The organism is Lapillicoccus jejuensis (assembly GCF_006715055.1).
GTDB classification, from domain to species: domain Bacteria; phylum Actinomycetota; class Actinomycetes; order Actinomycetales; family Dermatophilaceae; genus Lapillicoccus; species Lapillicoccus jejuensis.
The window spans coordinates 146,736-163,559 of the sequence record NZ_VFMN01000001.1 but is presented as its reverse complement, the minus strand read 5'-3'; the positions used below and the strand labels follow the sequence as shown (position 1 = coordinate 163,559).

15 protein-coding genes are annotated in these 16,824 nt (G+C 74.6%); 6 read left to right on the top strand and 9 right to left on the bottom strand.

Annotation, left to right across the window (positions count from 1 at the left end; genetic code table 11):
- Positions 1 to 117: 117 nt before the first annotated feature.
- The 5 genes from FB458_RS00705 (at position 118) to FB458_RS00685 (ending at position 5,404) form a co-directional block, all read left to right on the top strand.
- Positions 118 to 1,704 carry a hypothetical protein gene (locus FB458_RS00705; RefSeq protein ID WP_141845886.1) on the top strand — a complete coding sequence of 529 codons (1,587 nt, stop codon included), beginning with the start codon at positions 118 to 120 and terminating at the stop codon, positions 1,702 to 1,704.
- Between the two features lie 152 nt (positions 1,705 to 1,856).
- Positions 1,857 to 2,492: an ATP-dependent Clp protease proteolytic subunit gene (locus FB458_RS00700; protein WP_281286072.1), complete on the top strand. Its 636-nt coding sequence runs from the start codon at positions 1,857 to 1,859 to the stop codon at positions 2,490 to 2,492.
- Between the two features lie 26 nt (positions 2,493 to 2,518).
- Complete coding sequence (locus FB458_RS00695) at positions 2,519 to 3,184, top strand: ATP-dependent Clp protease proteolytic subunit (protein ID WP_141845884.1); 666 nt, start codon at positions 2,519 to 2,521, stop codon at positions 3,182 to 3,184.
- A 261-nt stretch (positions 3,185 to 3,445) separates the two neighbouring features.
- Positions 3,446 to 4,738, top strand: a complete 1,293-nt coding sequence (gene clpX / locus FB458_RS00690; protein WP_141845882.1) for an ATP-dependent Clp protease ATP-binding subunit ClpX — start codon at positions 3,446 to 3,448, stop codon at positions 4,736 to 4,738.
- A 36-nt stretch (positions 4,739 to 4,774) separates the two neighbouring features.
- Positions 4,775 to 5,404, top strand: a complete 630-nt coding sequence (locus FB458_RS00685; protein ID WP_141845880.1) for a hypothetical protein — start codon at positions 4,775 to 4,777, stop codon at positions 5,402 to 5,404.
- 51 nt (positions 5,405 to 5,455) lie between these two features.
- Here the strand turns inward: FB458_RS00685 and FB458_RS00680 are convergent, their stop codons facing one another.
- From FB458_RS00680 to FB458_RS00640, 9 genes are all read right to left on the bottom strand, one after another.
- On the bottom strand, positions 5,456 to 6,016 hold the full coding sequence (locus tag FB458_RS00680; protein WP_141845879.1) for a hypothetical protein: 561 nt from the start codon (positions 6,014 to 6,016) through the stop codon (positions 5,456 to 5,458).
- The gene (locus FB458_RS00675; protein ID WP_141845877.1) at positions 6,013 to 7,464 is read right to left on the bottom strand and encodes a DUF58 domain-containing protein; all 1,452 of its coding nucleotides are present in this window, start codon (positions 7,462 to 7,464) and stop codon (positions 6,013 to 6,015) included. Before FB458_RS00675 ends, FB458_RS00680 begins: the two co-directional genes overlap by 4 nt.
- A 16-nt stretch (positions 7,465 to 7,480) precedes the next feature.
- On the bottom strand, positions 7,481 to 8,482 hold the full coding sequence (locus tag FB458_RS00670; RefSeq protein ID WP_141845875.1) for an AAA family ATPase: 1,002 nt from the start codon (positions 8,480 to 8,482) through the stop codon (positions 7,481 to 7,483).
- Positions 8,479 to 9,051 carry a hypothetical protein gene (locus tag FB458_RS00665; RefSeq protein WP_141845873.1) on the bottom strand — a complete coding sequence of 191 codons (573 nt, stop codon included), beginning with the start codon at positions 9,049 to 9,051 and terminating at the stop codon, positions 8,479 to 8,481. Before FB458_RS00665 ends, FB458_RS00670 begins: the two co-directional genes overlap by 4 nt.
- Positions 9,048 to 9,836 (bottom strand): DUF4129 domain-containing protein, encoded by a 789-nt coding sequence (locus FB458_RS00660; protein WP_141845871.1) that lies wholly within the window; start codon positions 9,834 to 9,836, stop codon positions 9,048 to 9,050. The genes FB458_RS00665 and FB458_RS00660 overlap by 4 nt, the downstream gene beginning before the upstream one ends.
- A 65-nt stretch (positions 9,837 to 9,901) precedes the next feature.
- On the bottom strand, positions 9,902 to 10,822 hold the full coding sequence (locus FB458_RS00655) for a carbohydrate ABC transporter permease (protein ID WP_141845869.1): 921 nt from the start codon (positions 10,820 to 10,822) through the stop codon (positions 9,902 to 9,904).
- Positions 10,819 to 11,946, bottom strand: coding sequence for a carbohydrate ABC transporter permease (locus FB458_RS00650; protein ID WP_246060993.1), 1,128 nt, complete (start codon positions 11,944 to 11,946; stop codon positions 10,819 to 10,821). Before FB458_RS00650 ends, FB458_RS00655 begins: the two co-directional genes overlap by 4 nt.
- Positions 11,943 to 13,211: a sugar ABC transporter substrate-binding protein gene (locus tag FB458_RS00645; RefSeq protein WP_141845867.1), complete on the bottom strand. Its 1,269-nt coding sequence runs from the start codon at positions 13,209 to 13,211 to the stop codon at positions 11,943 to 11,945. Before FB458_RS00645 ends, FB458_RS00650 begins: the two co-directional genes overlap by 4 nt.
- Positions 13,212 to 13,295: 84 nt before the next feature.
- Positions 13,296 to 14,354, bottom strand: coding sequence for a LacI family DNA-binding transcriptional regulator (locus FB458_RS00640; RefSeq protein WP_141845865.1), 1,059 nt, complete (start codon positions 14,352 to 14,354; stop codon positions 13,296 to 13,298).
- Positions 14,355 to 14,541: 187 nt separating this feature from the next.
- On the opposite strand from FB458_RS00640, the gene FB458_RS00635 reads away from it, so the two are divergent.
- The gene (locus FB458_RS00635) at positions 14,542 to 16,650 is read left to right on the top strand and encodes an amylo-alpha-1,6-glucosidase (protein WP_141845864.1); all 2,109 of its coding nucleotides are present in this window, start codon (positions 14,542 to 14,544) and stop codon (positions 16,648 to 16,650) included.
- The last annotated feature ends 174 nt before the right edge of the window (positions 16,651 to 16,824 follow it).

The window sequence follows — 16,824 nt, the reverse complement described above, 5'->3', positions numbered from 1 at the left end:
CGTCGTCCGGCGCCCCCGCACCACCTCCCGCACCCCCCGCCCGGCCTCGGCCGAGCGGGGGGTGCGCCGTGTCCCCCCTCGTCCCTACGATGGGGACCCGTCCCGCAGGAGGTGCCCGTGTCCCGTCGCCGACCGCCGCGTCGGGCCCTCGCGGGCCTCGCCGCCGCCCTGCTGCTCGGCGTCGCCGGCCCCGCGGCCCTGCCGACGACCGGAGCCGTCGCCGCGACCGCCGACCCGGTGCCCACCACCGGCTCGGTGGCCGGGGCGTTCTACCCCGTCCCGACGACCGCCCTGCTCGGCACCGCCGCCCGACCCGCGGTGCTCGGGGCGGCCTCGACCACCACGGTCGGTGTCACCGGCCGCGACGGGCTGCCCCCGGCCGGGGTCTCCGCGGTCGTCGTCAACGTCACGCTCGAGGCGACGAGCGGTCGCGCCGCCCTGCTCGCGCTGCGCCCCCAGGCGGGACCGCTCGCGACCGGCAGCCCCCTCACCTCGGTCACCGCCCTGCCGGGCCGTCCGACCACCACCCTCGCCACCGTCCCGCTCGACCCCGACGGGGGGTTCTCGGCCGTCGCCTCGGCGCCCGCCCGCGTGCACGTCGACCTCGTCGGCCTCTACGCGGCCGACGACACGGTCGTCGCCGCGCTCGGGGCCTCGGGTGGCTACCAGCCGATGAGCGCGGTGCGGGTCGTGGGTCCGGGGGCCGGGGCCGCCGCCCCGGACTCGAGCGACGCGAGCGACGCGAGCGACACGAGCGACGCGACCGACGCCGGGGGCGCCGGGGACGGGCCGGGCGGGACGGACGCGACGACCACGCCGTCCCCGCAGCCCACCGTCGACACGGGGCTCGCGCGGCCGCTGGCCGGGGGCGAGCGCCGCGCCGTCGCCCTCGACCTCGGGGCGGCCACCGCCCCGCACGTCACCGCGCTGCTGCTGCGGGTGACCGCCCTGGTCGTGCCCTCGGCGGGCACCGTCACCCTCGCGGCGGACCCGGGTGCGGGGGAGCCCACCCAGGTGGCCCCCGCGACCGGGGTCGCGGCGTCGTCCGCCGCGCCCTCGCCGACGCTCACCCTCACCGCCGGGGCGACGGCCTCCAACCTCGCCGTCGTGCCCGCCGTCGTCGACGGCGACGGGCTGCTGCGCCTCGTCCTCGCCAGCACCCTCACCGACCGGGCCGACGTCCGCGTGGACCTCGTCGGGTTCTACGACGACGGCGGTCTCGGCCCGGACCTGCGCTTCCGCAGCCTGCCGGTCGGCCGGGTCGTCGACACCCGCGTCGGGCTCGGCGCGAGCGGGCCGCTGACGGCGGCGACGACACTCACCCCCGACACCTCGGTGGTCGGCGGCGACACCTTCGCGCTCGTCGGCACGCTCACCACCCTCGGGGCGCGCAGCGCCGCCGGGACCGCGGCCGGGCAGGTGCGGGCGGTGCCCTCCGACGAGCTGGGCCCCGCCGCGGCGCCCGCCGGGCCCGCCCCGGGCGGGGTGCCCGTCCCGGTGGGCAGCCAGCAGAGCACGCCGGTCCAGCCGGAGGTCGGCACGGACGGGTCCCTGGCCCTCGCCGCCGGCGGCGCCGGACCGCGCATGCAGGCGGTGCTCGACGTCGTCGGCTCCTTCGAGGCCTACCCCGAGGTCGCGGACCCGTCCGCCCGCGGCTGGGTCGACGCGGTCCCCGGCTGGCAGGTGCGGGCCCTCGCCCGCTGAGGACAGCCGCCGTACGGCCCCGGCGGGCGTCGTCCTGAGCGCAGTGCGCTCAGGGCGAACACCGCCGGACTCGGGGACTCCGCTGTCGGGGCCTGACGTTAGGGTCACTGGAAGCACCGCCCCGAGAAAGAGAAGAGAGCCCAGTGGCCCGCATGAGTGACGTCGTCGCCGCCGGCGACGGCATGCCCGGTGGTCTCGACGACCACATCTACAACCGTCTGCTCAAGGAGCGGATCATCTTCCTCGGCTCCGAGGTCCGTGATGACAACGCCAACGCCATCTGCGCGCAGATGCTGCTGCTGGCCGCGGAGGACCCGGAGAAGGACATCTGGCTCTACATCAACAGCCCCGGCGGCTCGGTGACCGCGGGCATGGCGATCTTCGACACCATGCAGTGGGTGCCGAACGACGTCGCGACCGTCGCCATGGGCATGGCCGCCTCGATGGGGCAGTTCCTGCTCAGCGCCGGCACCCCGGGCAAGCGCTACGCGACCCCGCACGCCCGCGTGATGATGCACCAGCCGTCCGGCGGCATCGGCGGCACGGCCAGCGACATCAAGATCCAGGCCGAGCAGATGCTGCACATCAAGAAGCAGATGGCCGAGCTCATCGCCCAGCACACGGGCCAGGAGCTCGCGCAGATCGAGCGCGACTCCGACCGCGACCGCTGGTTCACAGCCGAGGAGGCCAAGGAGTACGGCTTCGTCGACGCGGTCTTCACCCGCGCCGCCCAGGCCGAGGGCCGCCCGTCCACCGACGCCCCGCTCACCGGTGAGGGGTCCAAGTGACCGGCCGCAACGACCAGGAGAGCCCCATGAGCACCTTCCCGTACGTCCGCGACCGGGGCGGCCTGCACGTGCCGGCGCCCTCGAGCCGCTACATCCTGCCGCAGTTCGAGGAGCGCACCTCGTACGGCATGAAGCGCCTCGACCCCTACACGAAGATGTTCGAGGACCGGATCATCTTCCTCGGCGTCCAGGTCGACGACGCGTCGGCGGACGACATCATCGCCCAGCTGATCGTGCTCGAGTCGCTCGACCCCGACCGCGACATCCTCATGTACATCAACAGCCCGGGTGGCTCGTTCACCGCCATGACGGCGATCTACGACACCATGCAGTACATCCGGCCCGACATCCAGACCTTCGTCGTCGGGCAGGCCGCGTCCGCGGCCGCGGTGCTCATGGCGGCCGGGGCGCCGGGCAAGCGGTTCGCGCTGCCGAACGCCCGCATCCTCATCCACCAGCCGGCGCTGGGTGGCGGGGACTACGGCCAGGCCTCGGACATCGAGATCCAGGCCAACGAGGTCCTGCGGATGCGCACCTGGCTCGAGGAGACGCTGGCCTCGCACACCGGGCGCACGCCCGAGCAGGTCAACGAGGACATCGAGCGCGACAAGATCATGTCCGCCGCCGAGGCCAAGGAGTACGGCCTCATCGACGAGGTGCTCACCTCGCGCAAGGCCTCGCTGCAGCGCTGAGCCGCCCGCGCCACGGTCGCGTCGCCGTCGCCGTACGGCGAGACGGGCGCGGCAACCTGCTCAAGGGGGCGCCGTACGGGACGATCTCCCGTACGGCGCCCCGTCGCTTCCGCCGTCAGCGGAACCGGCGCCCCCGGTGTACGCCCACGTCGGGGGAGCGCGTGTAATAGACAACGCAGCACCGTGCGGACGAGTACCGTCTGCGCATCCGCCCACCGTCGTCGGTCCGACCGGCGGCACCGAGCACTGGAGGACCCGCACGTGGCACGTATCGGAGACGGCGGCGACCTGCTCAAGTGCTCCTTCTGCGGCAAGTCGCAGAAGCAGGTCAAGAAGCTCATCGCCGGCCCCGGGGTCTACATCTGCGACGAGTGCATCGACCTGTGCAACGAGATCATCGAGGAGGAGCTCGCCGAGTCGTCCGAGCTGGGCCTCGACGAGCTGCCCAAGCCGCGCGAGATCTTCGACTTCCTCCAGAACTACGTCGTCGGGCAGGACGTCGCCAAGAAGGCGCTGGCCGTCGCGGTCTACAACCACTACAAGCGCATCCAGGCCGGCGAGGCGGCGGCGGGTCGCAAGGACGCCGACCACGTCGACATCGCCAAGAGCAACATCCTGCTCATCGGCCCGACCGGGTGCGGCAAGACCTACCTCGCGCAGACGCTGGCCAAGATGCTCAACGTCCCCTTCGCCATCGCCGACGCGACGGCGCTGACCGAGGCGGGCTACGTCGGCGAGGACGTCGAGAACATCCTCCTCAAGCTCATCCAGGCCGCCGACTACGACGTCAAGAAGGCCGAGACGGGGATCATCTACATCGACGAGGTCGACAAGATCGCCCGCAAGAGCGAGAACCCGTCGATCACCCGCGACGTCTCCGGCGAGGGCGTGCAGCAGGCGCTGCTGAAGATCCTCGAGGGCACGACCGCGTCGGTGCCCCCGCAGGGCGGGCGCAAGCACCCGCACCAGGAGTTCATCCAGATCGACACGACCAACGTGCTCTTCATCGTCGGCGGCGCGTTCGCCGGCCTGGAGAAGCTCGTCGAGTCGCGCAACGGACAGAAGGGCCTCGGCTTCGGCAGCCAGCTGCACACGCCGAAGGACCTCGCCGAGTCGATCCACGACGTCATGCCCGAGGACCTCATGAAGTTCGGGCTCATCCCCGAGTTCATCGGCCGCCTGCCCGTCATCACGACGGTCAGCCCGCTCGACCGCGACGCGCTGGTGCAGATCCTCACCCAGCCGCGCAACGCGCTGAGCAAGCAGTACCAGAAGATGTTCGAGATCGACGGGGTCGAGCTCGAGTTCACCACCGACGCGCTCGAGGCCATCGCCGACCAGGCGCTGCTGCGCGGCACCGGTGCCCGCGGCCTGCGCGCGATCATGGAGGAGGTCCTGCTCCCCGTGATGTTCGACGTGCCGAGCGAGGACGACATCGCCAAGGTCGTCGTCTCCCGCGAGGTGGTCCTGGACAACGTGCTGCCCACCATCGTGCGACGCGACGCCGCGGTGCCGAGCCGGCCCCGGCGCACGCAGCGCAAGGAGAGCGCGTAGCCGCGAGGCGCAGGACCGGGAGGCGGGTGGCGGACGGTGGGTGACCACGGGGCGCCGTACCGGCTCAGGAGGGGTGACCCGGCCCCGGTCCAGCACAGCGGCACGACCTGCGGGTCGGCGTCGCTGACCGTCGCGCGGATGCTCGCCGACCCCCGCTTCGCCGACTGGGTCCGCACCGGCGAGCGACGCGGCGCCGCGTTCCTGCCCGAGCTGGGCAGCGAGGACGCCCGCTTCGCCGAGGCCGAGCAGCTGACGCTGCGGCGCACGACCCGTCCGCTCGGGCCGGGCGGCCGGCTCCAGCCGCCGTGGCCGCGTGCGCTCGGCACCCCGCCGTGGGGCGCCCGTCGCGAGCTCGAGCACGGCGCGTCGCGGCCCGGGACGCCGTACGCCGTCGTGGGGTGCCGCGTCGGCCGCGGTCGACGGCGGGCGCTGCTGGCCCGGCTGGGGGAGCGGCTCGCCGCCGACCGTCCGGCGCTGCTCTACGTGGGGAGCCGGAGCCTGCCCCGGCACGTCACCCTCCTGCTGCCCGGTGCGGGCGGGGGTCCCGACCTCTACGACCCCGCCGCGGGCACGGTGACCGCGCTCGACACCGCGGGCTTCGTCGCCGGCCGGCTCGCGGTCGCGGGCTGGTCGAGGCCCTGGTGCGTCGTGCTCCCCGCCCCCTGACGTCCGCACCGACGAGGCACCGGTGCCCCACGGGTGCGGACGCTGTGGGGGTCAGTCGCCGCCCGGGGTGCGCGCCACCCACGGCCAGGCGGCGACGACCACCAGCGCGAGCGCGCCGACGGCGACCGACCCGGGGACCGCGACCCGGTGCACGAGGTCGACGGCCGCGGCCACGACGGCGGTCGCGCCGACCACCGCGCCCGTACGACGCCCCCACCGCCGCACCGACGCGGCGGGCCAGGTCAGCGTCGTCGGGGTCGAGGCGAGCGCCGCCGCGGCCAGGTGCAGCAGCAGCAGGCAGGCGGCGGCCGGCAGCGCCCACCAGGTCACCGGCCCCGGGACGGTGACCACCCACAGGGCGACGAGCAGCGCGGCGACGCCGCCGGGCAGCAGCGTCCCCGTCCGCGGCACGACGAGCAGCAGCAGCGGGGCGAGCAGCAGCGTCCACCACGGCAGCGACCCGCCGGCGGCGATCCCGCACAGCAGCAGCCCGACGGGGGCGAGGACGACGAGGGCCGCGAGGACGAGACCGTGGCCGGCGTACTCCGACGAGCGACCGAGACGGGCCAGGCGCACGGACCCGGCGCGGCGCGGGGCGGTCGACGCGCTCACCGGCGGGCCACCCGGGGCGCGCGGGTCCGGCGCGACAGGTCGCGCAGGACGGCGTCGAGGCTGCCCGGCCCGCGCCACGGCACGGTGGGGACGCCGAGGTCGAAGAGCCGGTCGAGCTGGGCCGACCGGGTGACGCGTCGCAGCCGCCAGGCGAGGGCGGCGTACGGGTCGTCCTGCTGCTCCCACAGGTGCTCGGGCATCGTGTCGACGACGACGGTGGTGAGACCGCGCGAGCCCAGCCGCCCGACGGCGGCGACCATCGACGGGTCGACGAGCGGCGACAGCACGACGACGAGGGCGCCGGAGGGGATCCCCGCGGTCGCCCACTCGCCGTCGTCGACGCGCTCGGTCGCCGCCTCGAGCGCGGCGAGCGAGTCGAGGACGCGGCGCAGCTGGCGCGAGCCGGAGGCGGTCGGCAGCCGCCGCACCGTGCTGGAGCCGACGACCCGCAGCCCCACGCGGTCGCCGGCCCCGAGGTGGTGGGCGGCGACGGCGGCGGCCGCCCGGACGGTGAGGTCGAGGCTGGTCGCCCGGCCGTCGACCCCCTCGCGCGGGCCGAGGTCGCTGAAGGCGTCGACGACGAGGACCACGGCGGTGTCCTGGTCGGCGAAGGTCGTCGCGACGTGCAGCGTGCCGGTGCGCAGCGAGACGGGCCACCGGATCCGTCGCAGCCGGTCGCCGGGCTGGAACGGCCGCAGCGTCGCGAACTCGCCTCCGCTGCCCTGCCGGCTCGAGCGGTGCACGCCGACGAGCCCCTCCGGGTGGGGGAGCGGGGCGGTCCCGTCGAAGGTCGACGACGCGGGCAGGGCGACGGCGTCGCGGGCGGTCAGCTCGACCGGCCCGCTGCGGTAGCCGGCGAACGGGCCGAGGACGAGCACCGCCTCCGGCCCGACCGTGCGGCGTCCCCACCGGGTCAGCCGGACCGCCGCCGCCGTCCGCACCACGCGGGTCCCGTCGTCGACCCGAATCGGATTCGCTTCACTCGGCTCGGGTCCTGACGCGAGCCGAGCGGGCCGAATCCGATTCGTGTCGCCTGGCTCGGGGTCGTCCGGCGGCGGTACGGCGTCCTCGCGGGCCAGGCCCCGGCTCCCGGTCACCAGCCCGTCCTCGACGAAGAGCGACGGGGCGAGGCCGACGACGGCGTCCTCGGCGTGCGCGGGCAGCTCGACGGCGGCGTCCCAGCGCAGGACCGTGCCCTCGGGGGCGGTGCGGCGACCGAGCCGGGTGACGACCGTCGGCGTCCCGCTCGGCCGCGCCAGCCGGGCCCAGGCGGCGACGAGCAGCAGCGGGGTGACGAGGACGAGGACGTCGGCGCGGTGGGCGAGGACGGCCACGAGCAGCCCCAGGCCGCTCACGGCGACCGCGCGCCCCTGGGCGGCGGTCGGGACCCACGCCGGCAGCTCGCGGCGGAGCTCCTGGGGACCCGACCCCGCGGGGACGTCGCTCACCGCCCCACCCCCCGGCTCACCGACGCGCCTCCAGCGCGGCCGGCGCGGTGACCGTCGACAGCAGGCTGCGCACGATGCTGGCCCCGGAGACGTTGCTCATCCACAGCTCGGGCCGCACGGTGATCCGGTGCGCGAGGGCGGCCGGCGCGACGGCCTTGACGTCCTCCGGCGTGACGTAGTCCCGGCCCGACACGACGGCGTACGCCCGGGCGGTGAGCAGCAGCGCGAGCGACCCGCGCGGCGAGGCGCCCATGAGCGCCTGCGGGTGGGTGCGGCTCGCGCCGGCGAGGGCCACGCAGTACCGCGCGATGCTGTCGTCGACCTCGACCGACTCGACGGCGGCCTGCATGCCGAGCAGCCCGGCGGGGTCGGTGACCGGCTCGAGCGCGACCTCCTCGCGGCGCCGGGCCATCCGCCCGCGCAGCACGTCGAGCTCCTCGGTCTCGGTGGGGTAGCCGAAGGAGACCCGCAGCAGGAACCGGTCGAGCTGCGCCTCCGGCAGCGGGTAGGTGCCCTCGTACTCCACCGGGTTCGCCGTGGCCAGCACGTGGAAGGGCCGCGGCAGCGCGAAGGTGCGCCCCTCCACGGTGACCTGCCGCTCCTGCATCGCCTCGAGCAGCGCCGACTGGGTCTTCGGCGGCGTCCGGTTGATCTCGTCGGCGAGCAGCAGCCCCGTGAAGACCGGGCCGGGGCGGAAGTCGAAGTCGCCCGCGCGCTGGTCGTAGACGAAGGACCCGGTGAGGTCGCCGGGCAGCAGGTCCGGGGTGAACTGCGCGCGGGTGAAGCCCAGCCCGAGGGTCGTCGCCAGCGACCGGGCGGCCAGCGTCTTGCCCAGGCCGGGGTAGTCCTCGAGCAGCGCGTGGCCGCCGGCGAGCACCGCCGCGAGCACGAGGGTGAGCGGCTGCCGCTTGCCGACGACGGCGCGGCCCACCTCGTCGAGGACGCGGCCCGCGAGGGCGGTGGTCTCGGCGACCCCGTACGGCGTCGGGGTGGGGGTCTCGGCGTACGGCGTGCTCACGGCTGCTCCGTCGGTCGGTCGGGTCGGGTCGGCGGGTGGGCGCGCTCCGGGGTGAGGGCGTCGAGGTCGGCGAGCACCCGGTCCAGGTGCGCCGGGTCGAGCAGGCGCTCGTCGGCGGGGAGGGCGACGACGTCGGCGAGGGTCGGCGGCAGCAGCGCCAGCAGCCGCGGGTCGCTCGTCGCGTCGAGGCCGTGCACGCGCAGGCTGCGCGAGGCGATGGCCGGCAGCAGGTCGGCGCGCAGCTCGGCGGCGAGGTGGGCGCGCACGTCCGGCGCGGCGCCGGGGGCGCCGGCCAGTCGCTGCCCCCGCGCCGCCGTGCGGTGGTCGGACCCGCGCCCGAGCCCGCGCGTCGAGACGGTGGCCGTCGGCCACGTCGGGTCCGTTGTCGTGAACCCGCCGTGGTCGACCCAGACGACCACGCTGACGAGCGCGCCCACGACCCCGGCCAGCAGGACGAGCGAGACCTGGACGTCGAGCAGGGTGAGGACGACGACGGTGGCGACGTAGGCCAGGGCCGACCACCCGAGCACGCCGGTCCACCCGCGCACGCGCAGGACGCGGCGGCTCACCCGGCCACCCCCGCCTGCGTCGCCCGTCGGCGCTCGCGCTCGTCGGCGAGCCGCTGCGCCACTCGGCGCAGGTCGTCGTGCAGGGCGGTGAGGTGGTGGACGGCGGCCTCGCGGTGGCCCTCGTGGAGCGGGTGCCGGGAGAACCGGGCCTCGCGGTAGAGCTCGGCGAGCCGGTCGAGGTGGCGCGGGGACACCTCCCAGGTGGCGAGGACGCGACGGGTCAGCTCGGTCGGGGTCTCGGACGGGCGACGCTCCAGCCCGGTCCGCTCGACCGCCGTCTCGAGGTCGACCCAGCAGGCGACGATGGCGTTGCGCGGCTCCCCGTCGAGCAGCAGCGCGAGGCGCTGGTCCGCCCCGGCGACGATGTCCTCGGGGTCGGCCTCGGGCGGCTCGAGGGCGACGGTCCCGGTCTGGACGCGGGAGCGGTAGCGCGGCACCACCCGCCACAGCCAGCGCAGCAGCAGGGCGGCGGCGACGACCACCGCGACGAGCAGCAGGGCTCGGATCGCCGCCCCGAGCGCGGGCGGGGTCGACGGCAGCTGCTGGGCGAGGTCGCCACCGGACGCCGTCGGGGTGGGGGTCTGCGTCGTGCTCGTCGGGGTGACCGGCGGTGGTGCGGCGGCCGTGCCGCCGAGGCTGCCCGAGCCGGTGACGACGTCGACCGGTCCGCCGGCCACCGCGAGGACGAGCAGGAGGAGGGCCAGCGCGCCGAGGCCGGCCAGGACCGCCGTACGGCGGGGGACGTCGAGCCGCGACGGTCCGCGCACCCCGTCCCCGGTCCCCATGGGCGGCACGCTACCCCCGGGGCCTGCGGCCCCGGGGGAGCGTCACGGGACGGTGCCCGCGCGTGTCACTCCTTGACGGCGCCCTCGAGCGACCCGCCGATGATCCGCTTCTGGAAGACGAAGAAGAGGACGGCGACGGGGATCGTCATGAGCACGGCGGCCGCGAGCTTGAGCGGGTAGCGGTTGCCCGCCCCCAGCGCCCCCGTCAGCAGCCCCGCCACCCCGGTCGTCAGGGTGTTGAGGTCGGGGCTCTGCCTCGAGACGAGGAAGTGCGGCAGCTCGTTCCACGAGCTCTGGAAGGACAGGATCGTGATGGTGATGAGCGCGGGGCGCGCCACCGGCAGCACGACCGACCAGAAGGTGCGGAAGATGCCCGCGCCGTCGAGCTTGGCGGCCTCCTCGAGGCTGACCGGGATCGTCTCGAAGAACTGCTTCATGATGAAGACGCCGGCCGCGTCGGCGAGCAGCGGCACGATCATCCCGGCGTACGTGTCGTAGATCCCCAGCTGCTTGATGATGAGGAACTTCGGGATGAGCAGGACCACGCCCGGCACCGCCATCGTCGCGATGATGCCGAGCGAGATGGCCTGCCGGCCGCGGAACCGCAGCCGCGCAAGGGCGTAGCCGGCGAGCGAGTCGAAGAAGACGCGCCCGGCGGTGACGACGACCGCGACGATGACCGAGTTGGTGAACCACAGCCCGAAGTCCTGCTGGAAGAGCTGCTGGTAGGCCTGCGTCGTGAACGCCGACGGGATGGGGTTGAGCGGGCTGTTCGTCGCGTCCGGGTCGGTCTTGAAGCTCGTCCCCACCTGGATGACGAAGGGGAAGAGGTAGACCAGGGCGAAGAGGGTCAGCAGGACGTAGCCGACGATCTTGCCGACGCGGCGCTTGGCCTCGTCCGGCGGCGGTGCCGCCGCGCGGGTGGCCGCGGGTCCGGCGTCCTGCGGGTCGCCGTACGGCGTCGTGCGGCTGGTGGTCTGGCTCATCGCTGCTGCCTCCCAGCGGTCGCGAGGTACCCACCGACGTCGCCGCCGGTGCCGGCGCCGCCGCGCTGGGCGCGGCCGAGGCGTCGTCGGGGCTTGTCGCGGTCGCGCAGGATCCACGACTGGATCCCCGTCATGACGAGGATGATCGCGAACAGCACGAACGAGATCGCCGTCCCCTGGCCCCACGCGCCCTGGTTGATCGAGGAGTCGTAGGCGAGGTAGGCGGGGGTGAGGGTCGTCTTGCTCGGGTTGCCCTTGCTCATGACGTAGATCTGGTCGAAGACCTGCCACGTGCCGATGAGGCCGAGGGTGAGGACGGTGAACAGCGTCGGCCTGAGCAGCGGGATGGTCACCGAGACCGTACGGCGCCACGTGCTCGCCCCGTCGATGGCCGCCGCCTCGAAGACCTCGGCCGGGATGTTCTGCAGGGCGGCGAGGAACATGAGCATGTAGGCGCCGGCCGAGACCCAGATGACGAGCGCGATGATCGTGATCATCGCGACCGACGGCCCGGCGAGCCAGTCCCACCAGCTGAGGCTGAGGAACCCGTGGTCGGTGAGGGCCGCCGGGCCCTGCTCGTCGCCGTTGCCGACGCCGACCGCCCCGAGGAGCAGGTGCAGCAGCCCGCGCGGGTCGGCGAACCAGTTCGGCCCCGACACCCCGACGAGCTTGAGCAGCGCGTTGACCGAGCCGCTGCCGGCGAAGAGGAAGAGGAAGACCGAGCCGATCGCCACCGAGCTGGTGACGGTGGGGAAGTAGTACGACGTCCGGAAGAAGCTCAGACCCTTGAGCCGGCGCTGGTTGAGCAGCAGCGCCAGCCCGAGGGCGAGCACCGTCTGCAGGGGCACGACGAGCAGGACGTAGTAGAAGTTGTTGCGGATCGACGTCGCGAAGTCGCTGCGCGCCAACGAGTCCTGGCCGAGCAGGTCGGTGTAGTTCTGCCCGCCGACGAACGTGACGGCGCCCGAGAGGGGCGAGCCCCGGCCGGCCCAGTCGCTCAGGCTGACCCAGAACGCCATGAGGATCGGCGCGACGAGGAACAGCCCGAGGATGACGACGACGGGCGTGACGAACAGCCAGCCCGAGCGGGTCTCGCCCGCTCGGGCGCTGGTGGTCCGGCTCACTTGAGGACGGCCTCGCCGTTCTTCTGCAGGCGGTCGAGCATGGCCTTCGGGTCGCCGGTCTGCAGCGAGCCGATCTGCGAGTCGAAGTCCTTGAGGACCGGGTCCATGCCGGCGACGGTGACGGGACCCTGCGCGTACGACGAGCCGGCGAGGAAGCCGTTGTCGTCGGGGAACTCGGCCTTGTAACCGGCCTCGGCCGACTTCAGCGGCGGGATGACGCCCAGGCCCTTGGCCAGCTGCAGCGACGGGGCGTCGGTCTCGAGGTAGTTGACCAGGTCGATGGCGGCGGCCTGGTTCTTGCTGGCCGACGCGACGCCGTAGCACTGGGTGAAGCTCAGCGTGCCCTTGCCGGCGGGGCCGGCGGGCAGCTCGTAGGCGGCGTACTTGACGTTCGGGTAGTCGGACTTGAGGGCGCCCTTGATCCAGTTGCCCTCGATGGTCATCGCGGCGCGACCCTTGCCGAACGCCTCGCCGCCCCAGCCGGAGTCGACGCCCTTGGGGAAGGCGGTGGAGCCGCTCTGCAGGAGCTTCTGGACCTCCTTGAGGGCGGTGAGGTTGGCGTCGCTGTTCGCCGTCATCTGGGTCTGGTCGTCGTTGACGATCCAGCCGCCGGCCTGCTTCATGAAGGCGCCGATGCGGTCGCGGGTGTCGCCGATGACCAGGCCCTTGCGGTCGCCCTGCGTGAGCTTCTTCGCGACGGTCTCGAGGTCGGCCCAGGTCTTCGGCACGTCCGCGTCGGTGAGGCCGGCGGCCTTCCACATGTCGGTGTTGACGACGAGCGCGAGGTTCGAGGAGTCCTTGGGCGCGCAGTAGAACTTGCCGTCGTACGTGAAGGTCTTCACCAGGCCGGGGTAGAAGTCGTCCTTGGCGGTGACCTGGTCGCCGTAGGCCACCAGGTTGCCGGCCTTGGCGTAGGTCGGGAACACGTTGGCGTCGGTGAAGAACAGGTCCGGCGGGGAGCCGGCGGCGAAGCCCTGGGTCAGCTGCTGGTTGATGTCCGACGCGGCGACGACGTTGACCTTGTTGCCGGTCTTCTTCTCCCAGCCGGAGACGACGTCCTGCTGGAGCTTGACGTCGGCGGGGCCGTTGGACGTGATCATGAACGTGATCGTCACCGGGCCCTTGGCGGCGGCCTGGGTCTGGCCGCCGCCGCTGCCGGAGTCGAAGCCACCGCCGCCGGAGCAGGCGGTCAGGGCCAGCGCGCCCGCCGTGGAGGCGATGAGCGCCAGCCGCAGGGTCCGGGGCCGAGGGGTCCTCGTCGACATGGTGTCTCCTTCGTGGCCCGCCGGGGTGGCGGGGGATCGGGGTGGGGTGCTGCGGTGTGGAGGTCGGGGGAGGTCGGGTGGTGGTCAGCCGGGGGTGCTGCTGGCGCGGACGGTGAGGGTGGGCTCGAGCAGCTGCGCGACGGGCGGGGTGCCGGCGGGGGCGAGCAGCATCCGCCAGGCCGCGCGGGCGGCGTCCGCGACCGGCTGGTGGACGCTCGTCAGCTGCATGGCCGCGGCCACATCGGTGTCGTCGAAGCCGACGACGCCGACGTCGCGGCCGGGCTCGAGGCCGAGGGCCCGGACCGCGCGCAGCGCGCCGAGGGCGAGCAGGTCGGAGGCGCAGACGACGGCGGTGCTCCCCGCGGGACGCCGTACGGCGCCCAGCCGGTCGAGCAGGCGGCCGGCGGCGCCGGTCGCCTCGTCGAGGTCCTGCACCGCCTCCTCGGCCTCGTCGGGCGAGGTGGTGAGGCCGGCGGCCGCGAGGCCGTCGACCCAGCCGGCTCGGCGGTCGTCGCCGACGGGGGAGCCGGCCGGCCAGCCGAGGAAGCCGACGTGGACGTAGCCCCGGTCGGCGAGGTGGGCGACGGCGGCCCGCAGGCCGGCGCGGCCGTCGACGTCGACCCACCGGGTCAGCTCGGGCCGGTCCCAGACCCGGCCGAAGGAGACGAACGGGACCTCGTGGGCGAGCAGCCAGTCCGGGCGCGGGTCGCCGTGCCGGGTGTCGGCCAGGACGAAGCCGTCGACGAGGCCGCTGGCCAGGGTCTGCCGGTAGCCGGCGACGACGTCGGTGGGGTCGGGCGCGAAGGCGACGACGTGGATGCCGTGGCGGGGGGCGTCGACGGTCAGCTCGACGAGGAACTCGTCGAGGATGTGCCCGAGGCGGCCCTGGTGCGAGGGGTTGACCTCGAAACCCGCGGCCGAGGCCCGCTGCCGGCGCAGCTGCTGGGCCGAGACCATCGGGGTGAAGCGCAGCCGTTCGACGGCATCGAGGACGCGCTCGAGCGTGGGGGCGGCGACCCGGTCCGGGCGGTTGAGGGCGTTGCTCACCGTCTGGCGCGACACCCCGGCGGCCTTGGCGACGTCGACGATGGTCGCGCGCGAGGCGGCGGTCGAGGCGGTCGAGGCGGGGCTCGGCTCGGACATCGGACCTCCTCTCGCGTCGTCGCGGTGGCTGCTCGTCGGTGCGGTGTGATCGTTCAAATCGCCGACGTTTGAACGTTCCAACGCGGTCGAGCATGCTCTACGGTCGTGGAGGTCGTCAAGCCTCCCGCGCCTCTCCCGGTGTGTCCGGACCCTCCCGGCGACCCCCGTCACGACCGAAAGGCCCCGCGTGCCCTCCGCTGCCGCCCCCTCGTCCGACCCGCTGCGCCAGCCCTGGCTGCACGAGCTGGCCGTGGTCGTGGCCGGCAACGCGACGCTGCTCTCGGCGCCGGACGGCGACCTCGACCCCCGCGCCGACGGTGCGCAGGCCGACGGTGCGCGCGCCCAGGGGCTGCTCGTCGACGACCGACGTGTCCTCGCCGTGCTGCGGCTCGAGGTCGGCGGCGAGCCGGCCAGCCCGGTCGCGTCGCGCGTCGTCGGGTCGGGGGCCGGGTTCCTCGGCGCGGCCCGCGGCCTCGGCGACCTCGGCCCCGACCCGACCGTCGAGGTCGAGCGCCGCCGCGAGCTCGACGGCGGTCTCGTCGAGCGGGTGACGGTGCGCTCGCGCGCGTCCGTCCCCGTCGAGACCGACGTCGTGTGGCTCGCCGGCGCCGACGGCCTCGACCTCGCTCAGGTCAAGGCGGGGGAGCCGGTCGGTGCGCTGCTGCCCGCGCAGGTCGAGGCCGACGGCGTCTCGTGGCAGGACGACTGGCACGCGACGCGGCTGCGCCAGGACCCCGCCCCGGACGCTGTCGAGCTGCGCGGCGACGGTGTGACGGCACTGACGACCCGGGTGTCGGTCCCGGCCGGCGGCGAGGTCACCCTCGTCCTGCGGGCCGAGGTGACGCGGCGGCGGGCGTCGGCCTTCGACGCCGACGCGGGGGCGTCGCTGGTCGACTGGTCCTCGGCGGCGCTCGAGCACGTCGCGGACCGCCGGGTCGCCCCGCTCGTGGCGGCCTCCCTGGCCGACCTGCGCCACCTGCTGCTGCGCGACCCCGAGGGCGGCGACGTCTTCGCCGGCGCCGGAACACCTTGGTACCTCACGCTGTTCGGCCGCGACTCGCTCTGGGCCGCGCGGATGGTGCTGCCCTTCGGGACCGACCTCGCGGCCGGGACGCTGCGGGCGCTGGCCCGGCGGCAGGGGCGTCGTACGGACCCCGCCACGGGCGAGGCGCAGGGCAAGATCCCGCACGAGCTGCGCCGCCACGTCTACCGCGACGAGGTGAGCGGCATGGTGCTGCCGCAGGTCTACTACGGCACCGTCGACGCGACCGCGCTGTGGGTCAGCCTGCTCGTCGACGCGTGGCGCTGGGGGCTGGACGAGGCGGTCGTGCGCGACCTGCTCGAGCCGCTGCACGCCGCGCTGGGATGGCTGACCGGGCCGGGCCGCGACACCGACGGGCTGGTGCGCTACCTCGACGAGACCGGCACCGGCCTGGCCAACCAGGGCTGGAAGGACTCCGGCGACTCCGTACGGCGTCGCGACGGCTCGCTCGCGCCGGGACCCATCGCGCTCGTCGAGGCGCAGGCCTACGCCGTCGAGGCGCTGCGGGGGGCGGCCGGGCTGCTGCGGGCGCTCGGCGAGCCGGGTGCCGAGGACGCGGAGAAGCACGCCGTGGAGCTGGAGGACGCTGTGCGGCAACGGTTCTGGGTGACGACCGACGCCGGGCGCCACCTCGCGCTCGCGGTCGACGGCGAGGGGCGCGCGGTCGACGGGCTGGCCTCGAACATGGGGCACGTGCTCGGCACCGGCGCGCTCGACGACGCGGAGTCGGCGGCGGTGGCGGCGACGCTGACGGGGGAGGAGCTGCTCGACGGGTTCGGCGTGCGCACCCTCGGCCGCGGCAACGGCGGCTTCAACCCCATCGGATACCACACCGGTTCGATCTGGACCCACGACACCGCGGTCTGCGCGTGGAACCTGGCCCGGGCCGGGTTCGCCGACGAGGCCGGCCGCGTCGCCGTGACCCTGGTGGCGTCGGGGGAGTCGTTCGGCCGGCGCTGGCCCGAGCTGTACTCGGGCGTGCCGTTCGGCGACGCGCCGACGCCGTACCCCGCCGCCTGCCGCCCCCAGGCCTGGTCCGCCGCGTCGGCCGCGGTGCTCGCGAGCGTCGCGCTCGGCGTCGAGGCCGACGTACCGGCCGGCGAGCTGCGGCTGCGGCCGTCGCGGACGTTCGGTCCGGTGACGGTGCGGGGGCTGCGGGTCGGCGGCGCGTCGGTCACGGTGCGCACGGGTGCGGACGGGTCGGTCGAGGAGGTCACCGGACTTCCGGAGGGCGTGCGCGTCGTCGTGCGCTGAGACCCATCAATTGATGGATGTCAGCAGGCGGCCCCGCACGGCGCGTGCTGGAACCCATCAATTGATGGATGTCAGCAGGCGGCCCCGCACGGCGCGCGCTGAAACCCATCAATTGATGGATGTCAGCAGCGCGCCCGGACCGACGGCGCTCCGCCGGAGAAACGTGAGCCCCGC

Bases quoted from the DNA above. Each gene is read 5' to 3' on its own strand.
- FB458_RS00700 (WP_281286072.1), top strand. From the start codon at position 1,857: ATGAGTGACGTCGTCGCCGCCGGCGACGGCATGCCCGGTGGTCTCGAC.
- FB458_RS00695 (WP_141845884.1), top strand. From the start codon at position 2,519: ATGAGCACCTTCCCGTACGTCCGCGACCGGGGCGGCCTGCACGTGCCG.
- FB458_RS00660 (WP_141845871.1), bottom strand. From the start codon at position 9,836: ATGGGGACCGGGGACGGGGTGCGCGGACCGTCGCGGCTCGACGTCCCC.
- FB458_RS00655 (WP_141845869.1), bottom strand. From the start codon at position 10,822: ATGAGCCAGACCACCAGCCGCACGACGCCGTACGGCGACCCGCAGGAC.
- FB458_RS00645 (WP_141845867.1), bottom strand. From the start codon at position 13,211: ATGTCGACGAGGACCCCTCGGCCCCGGACCCTGCGGCTGGCGCTCATC.
- FB458_RS00640 (WP_141845865.1), bottom strand. From the start codon at position 14,354: ATGTCCGAGCCGAGCCCCGCCTCGACCGCCTCGACCGCCGCCTCGCGC.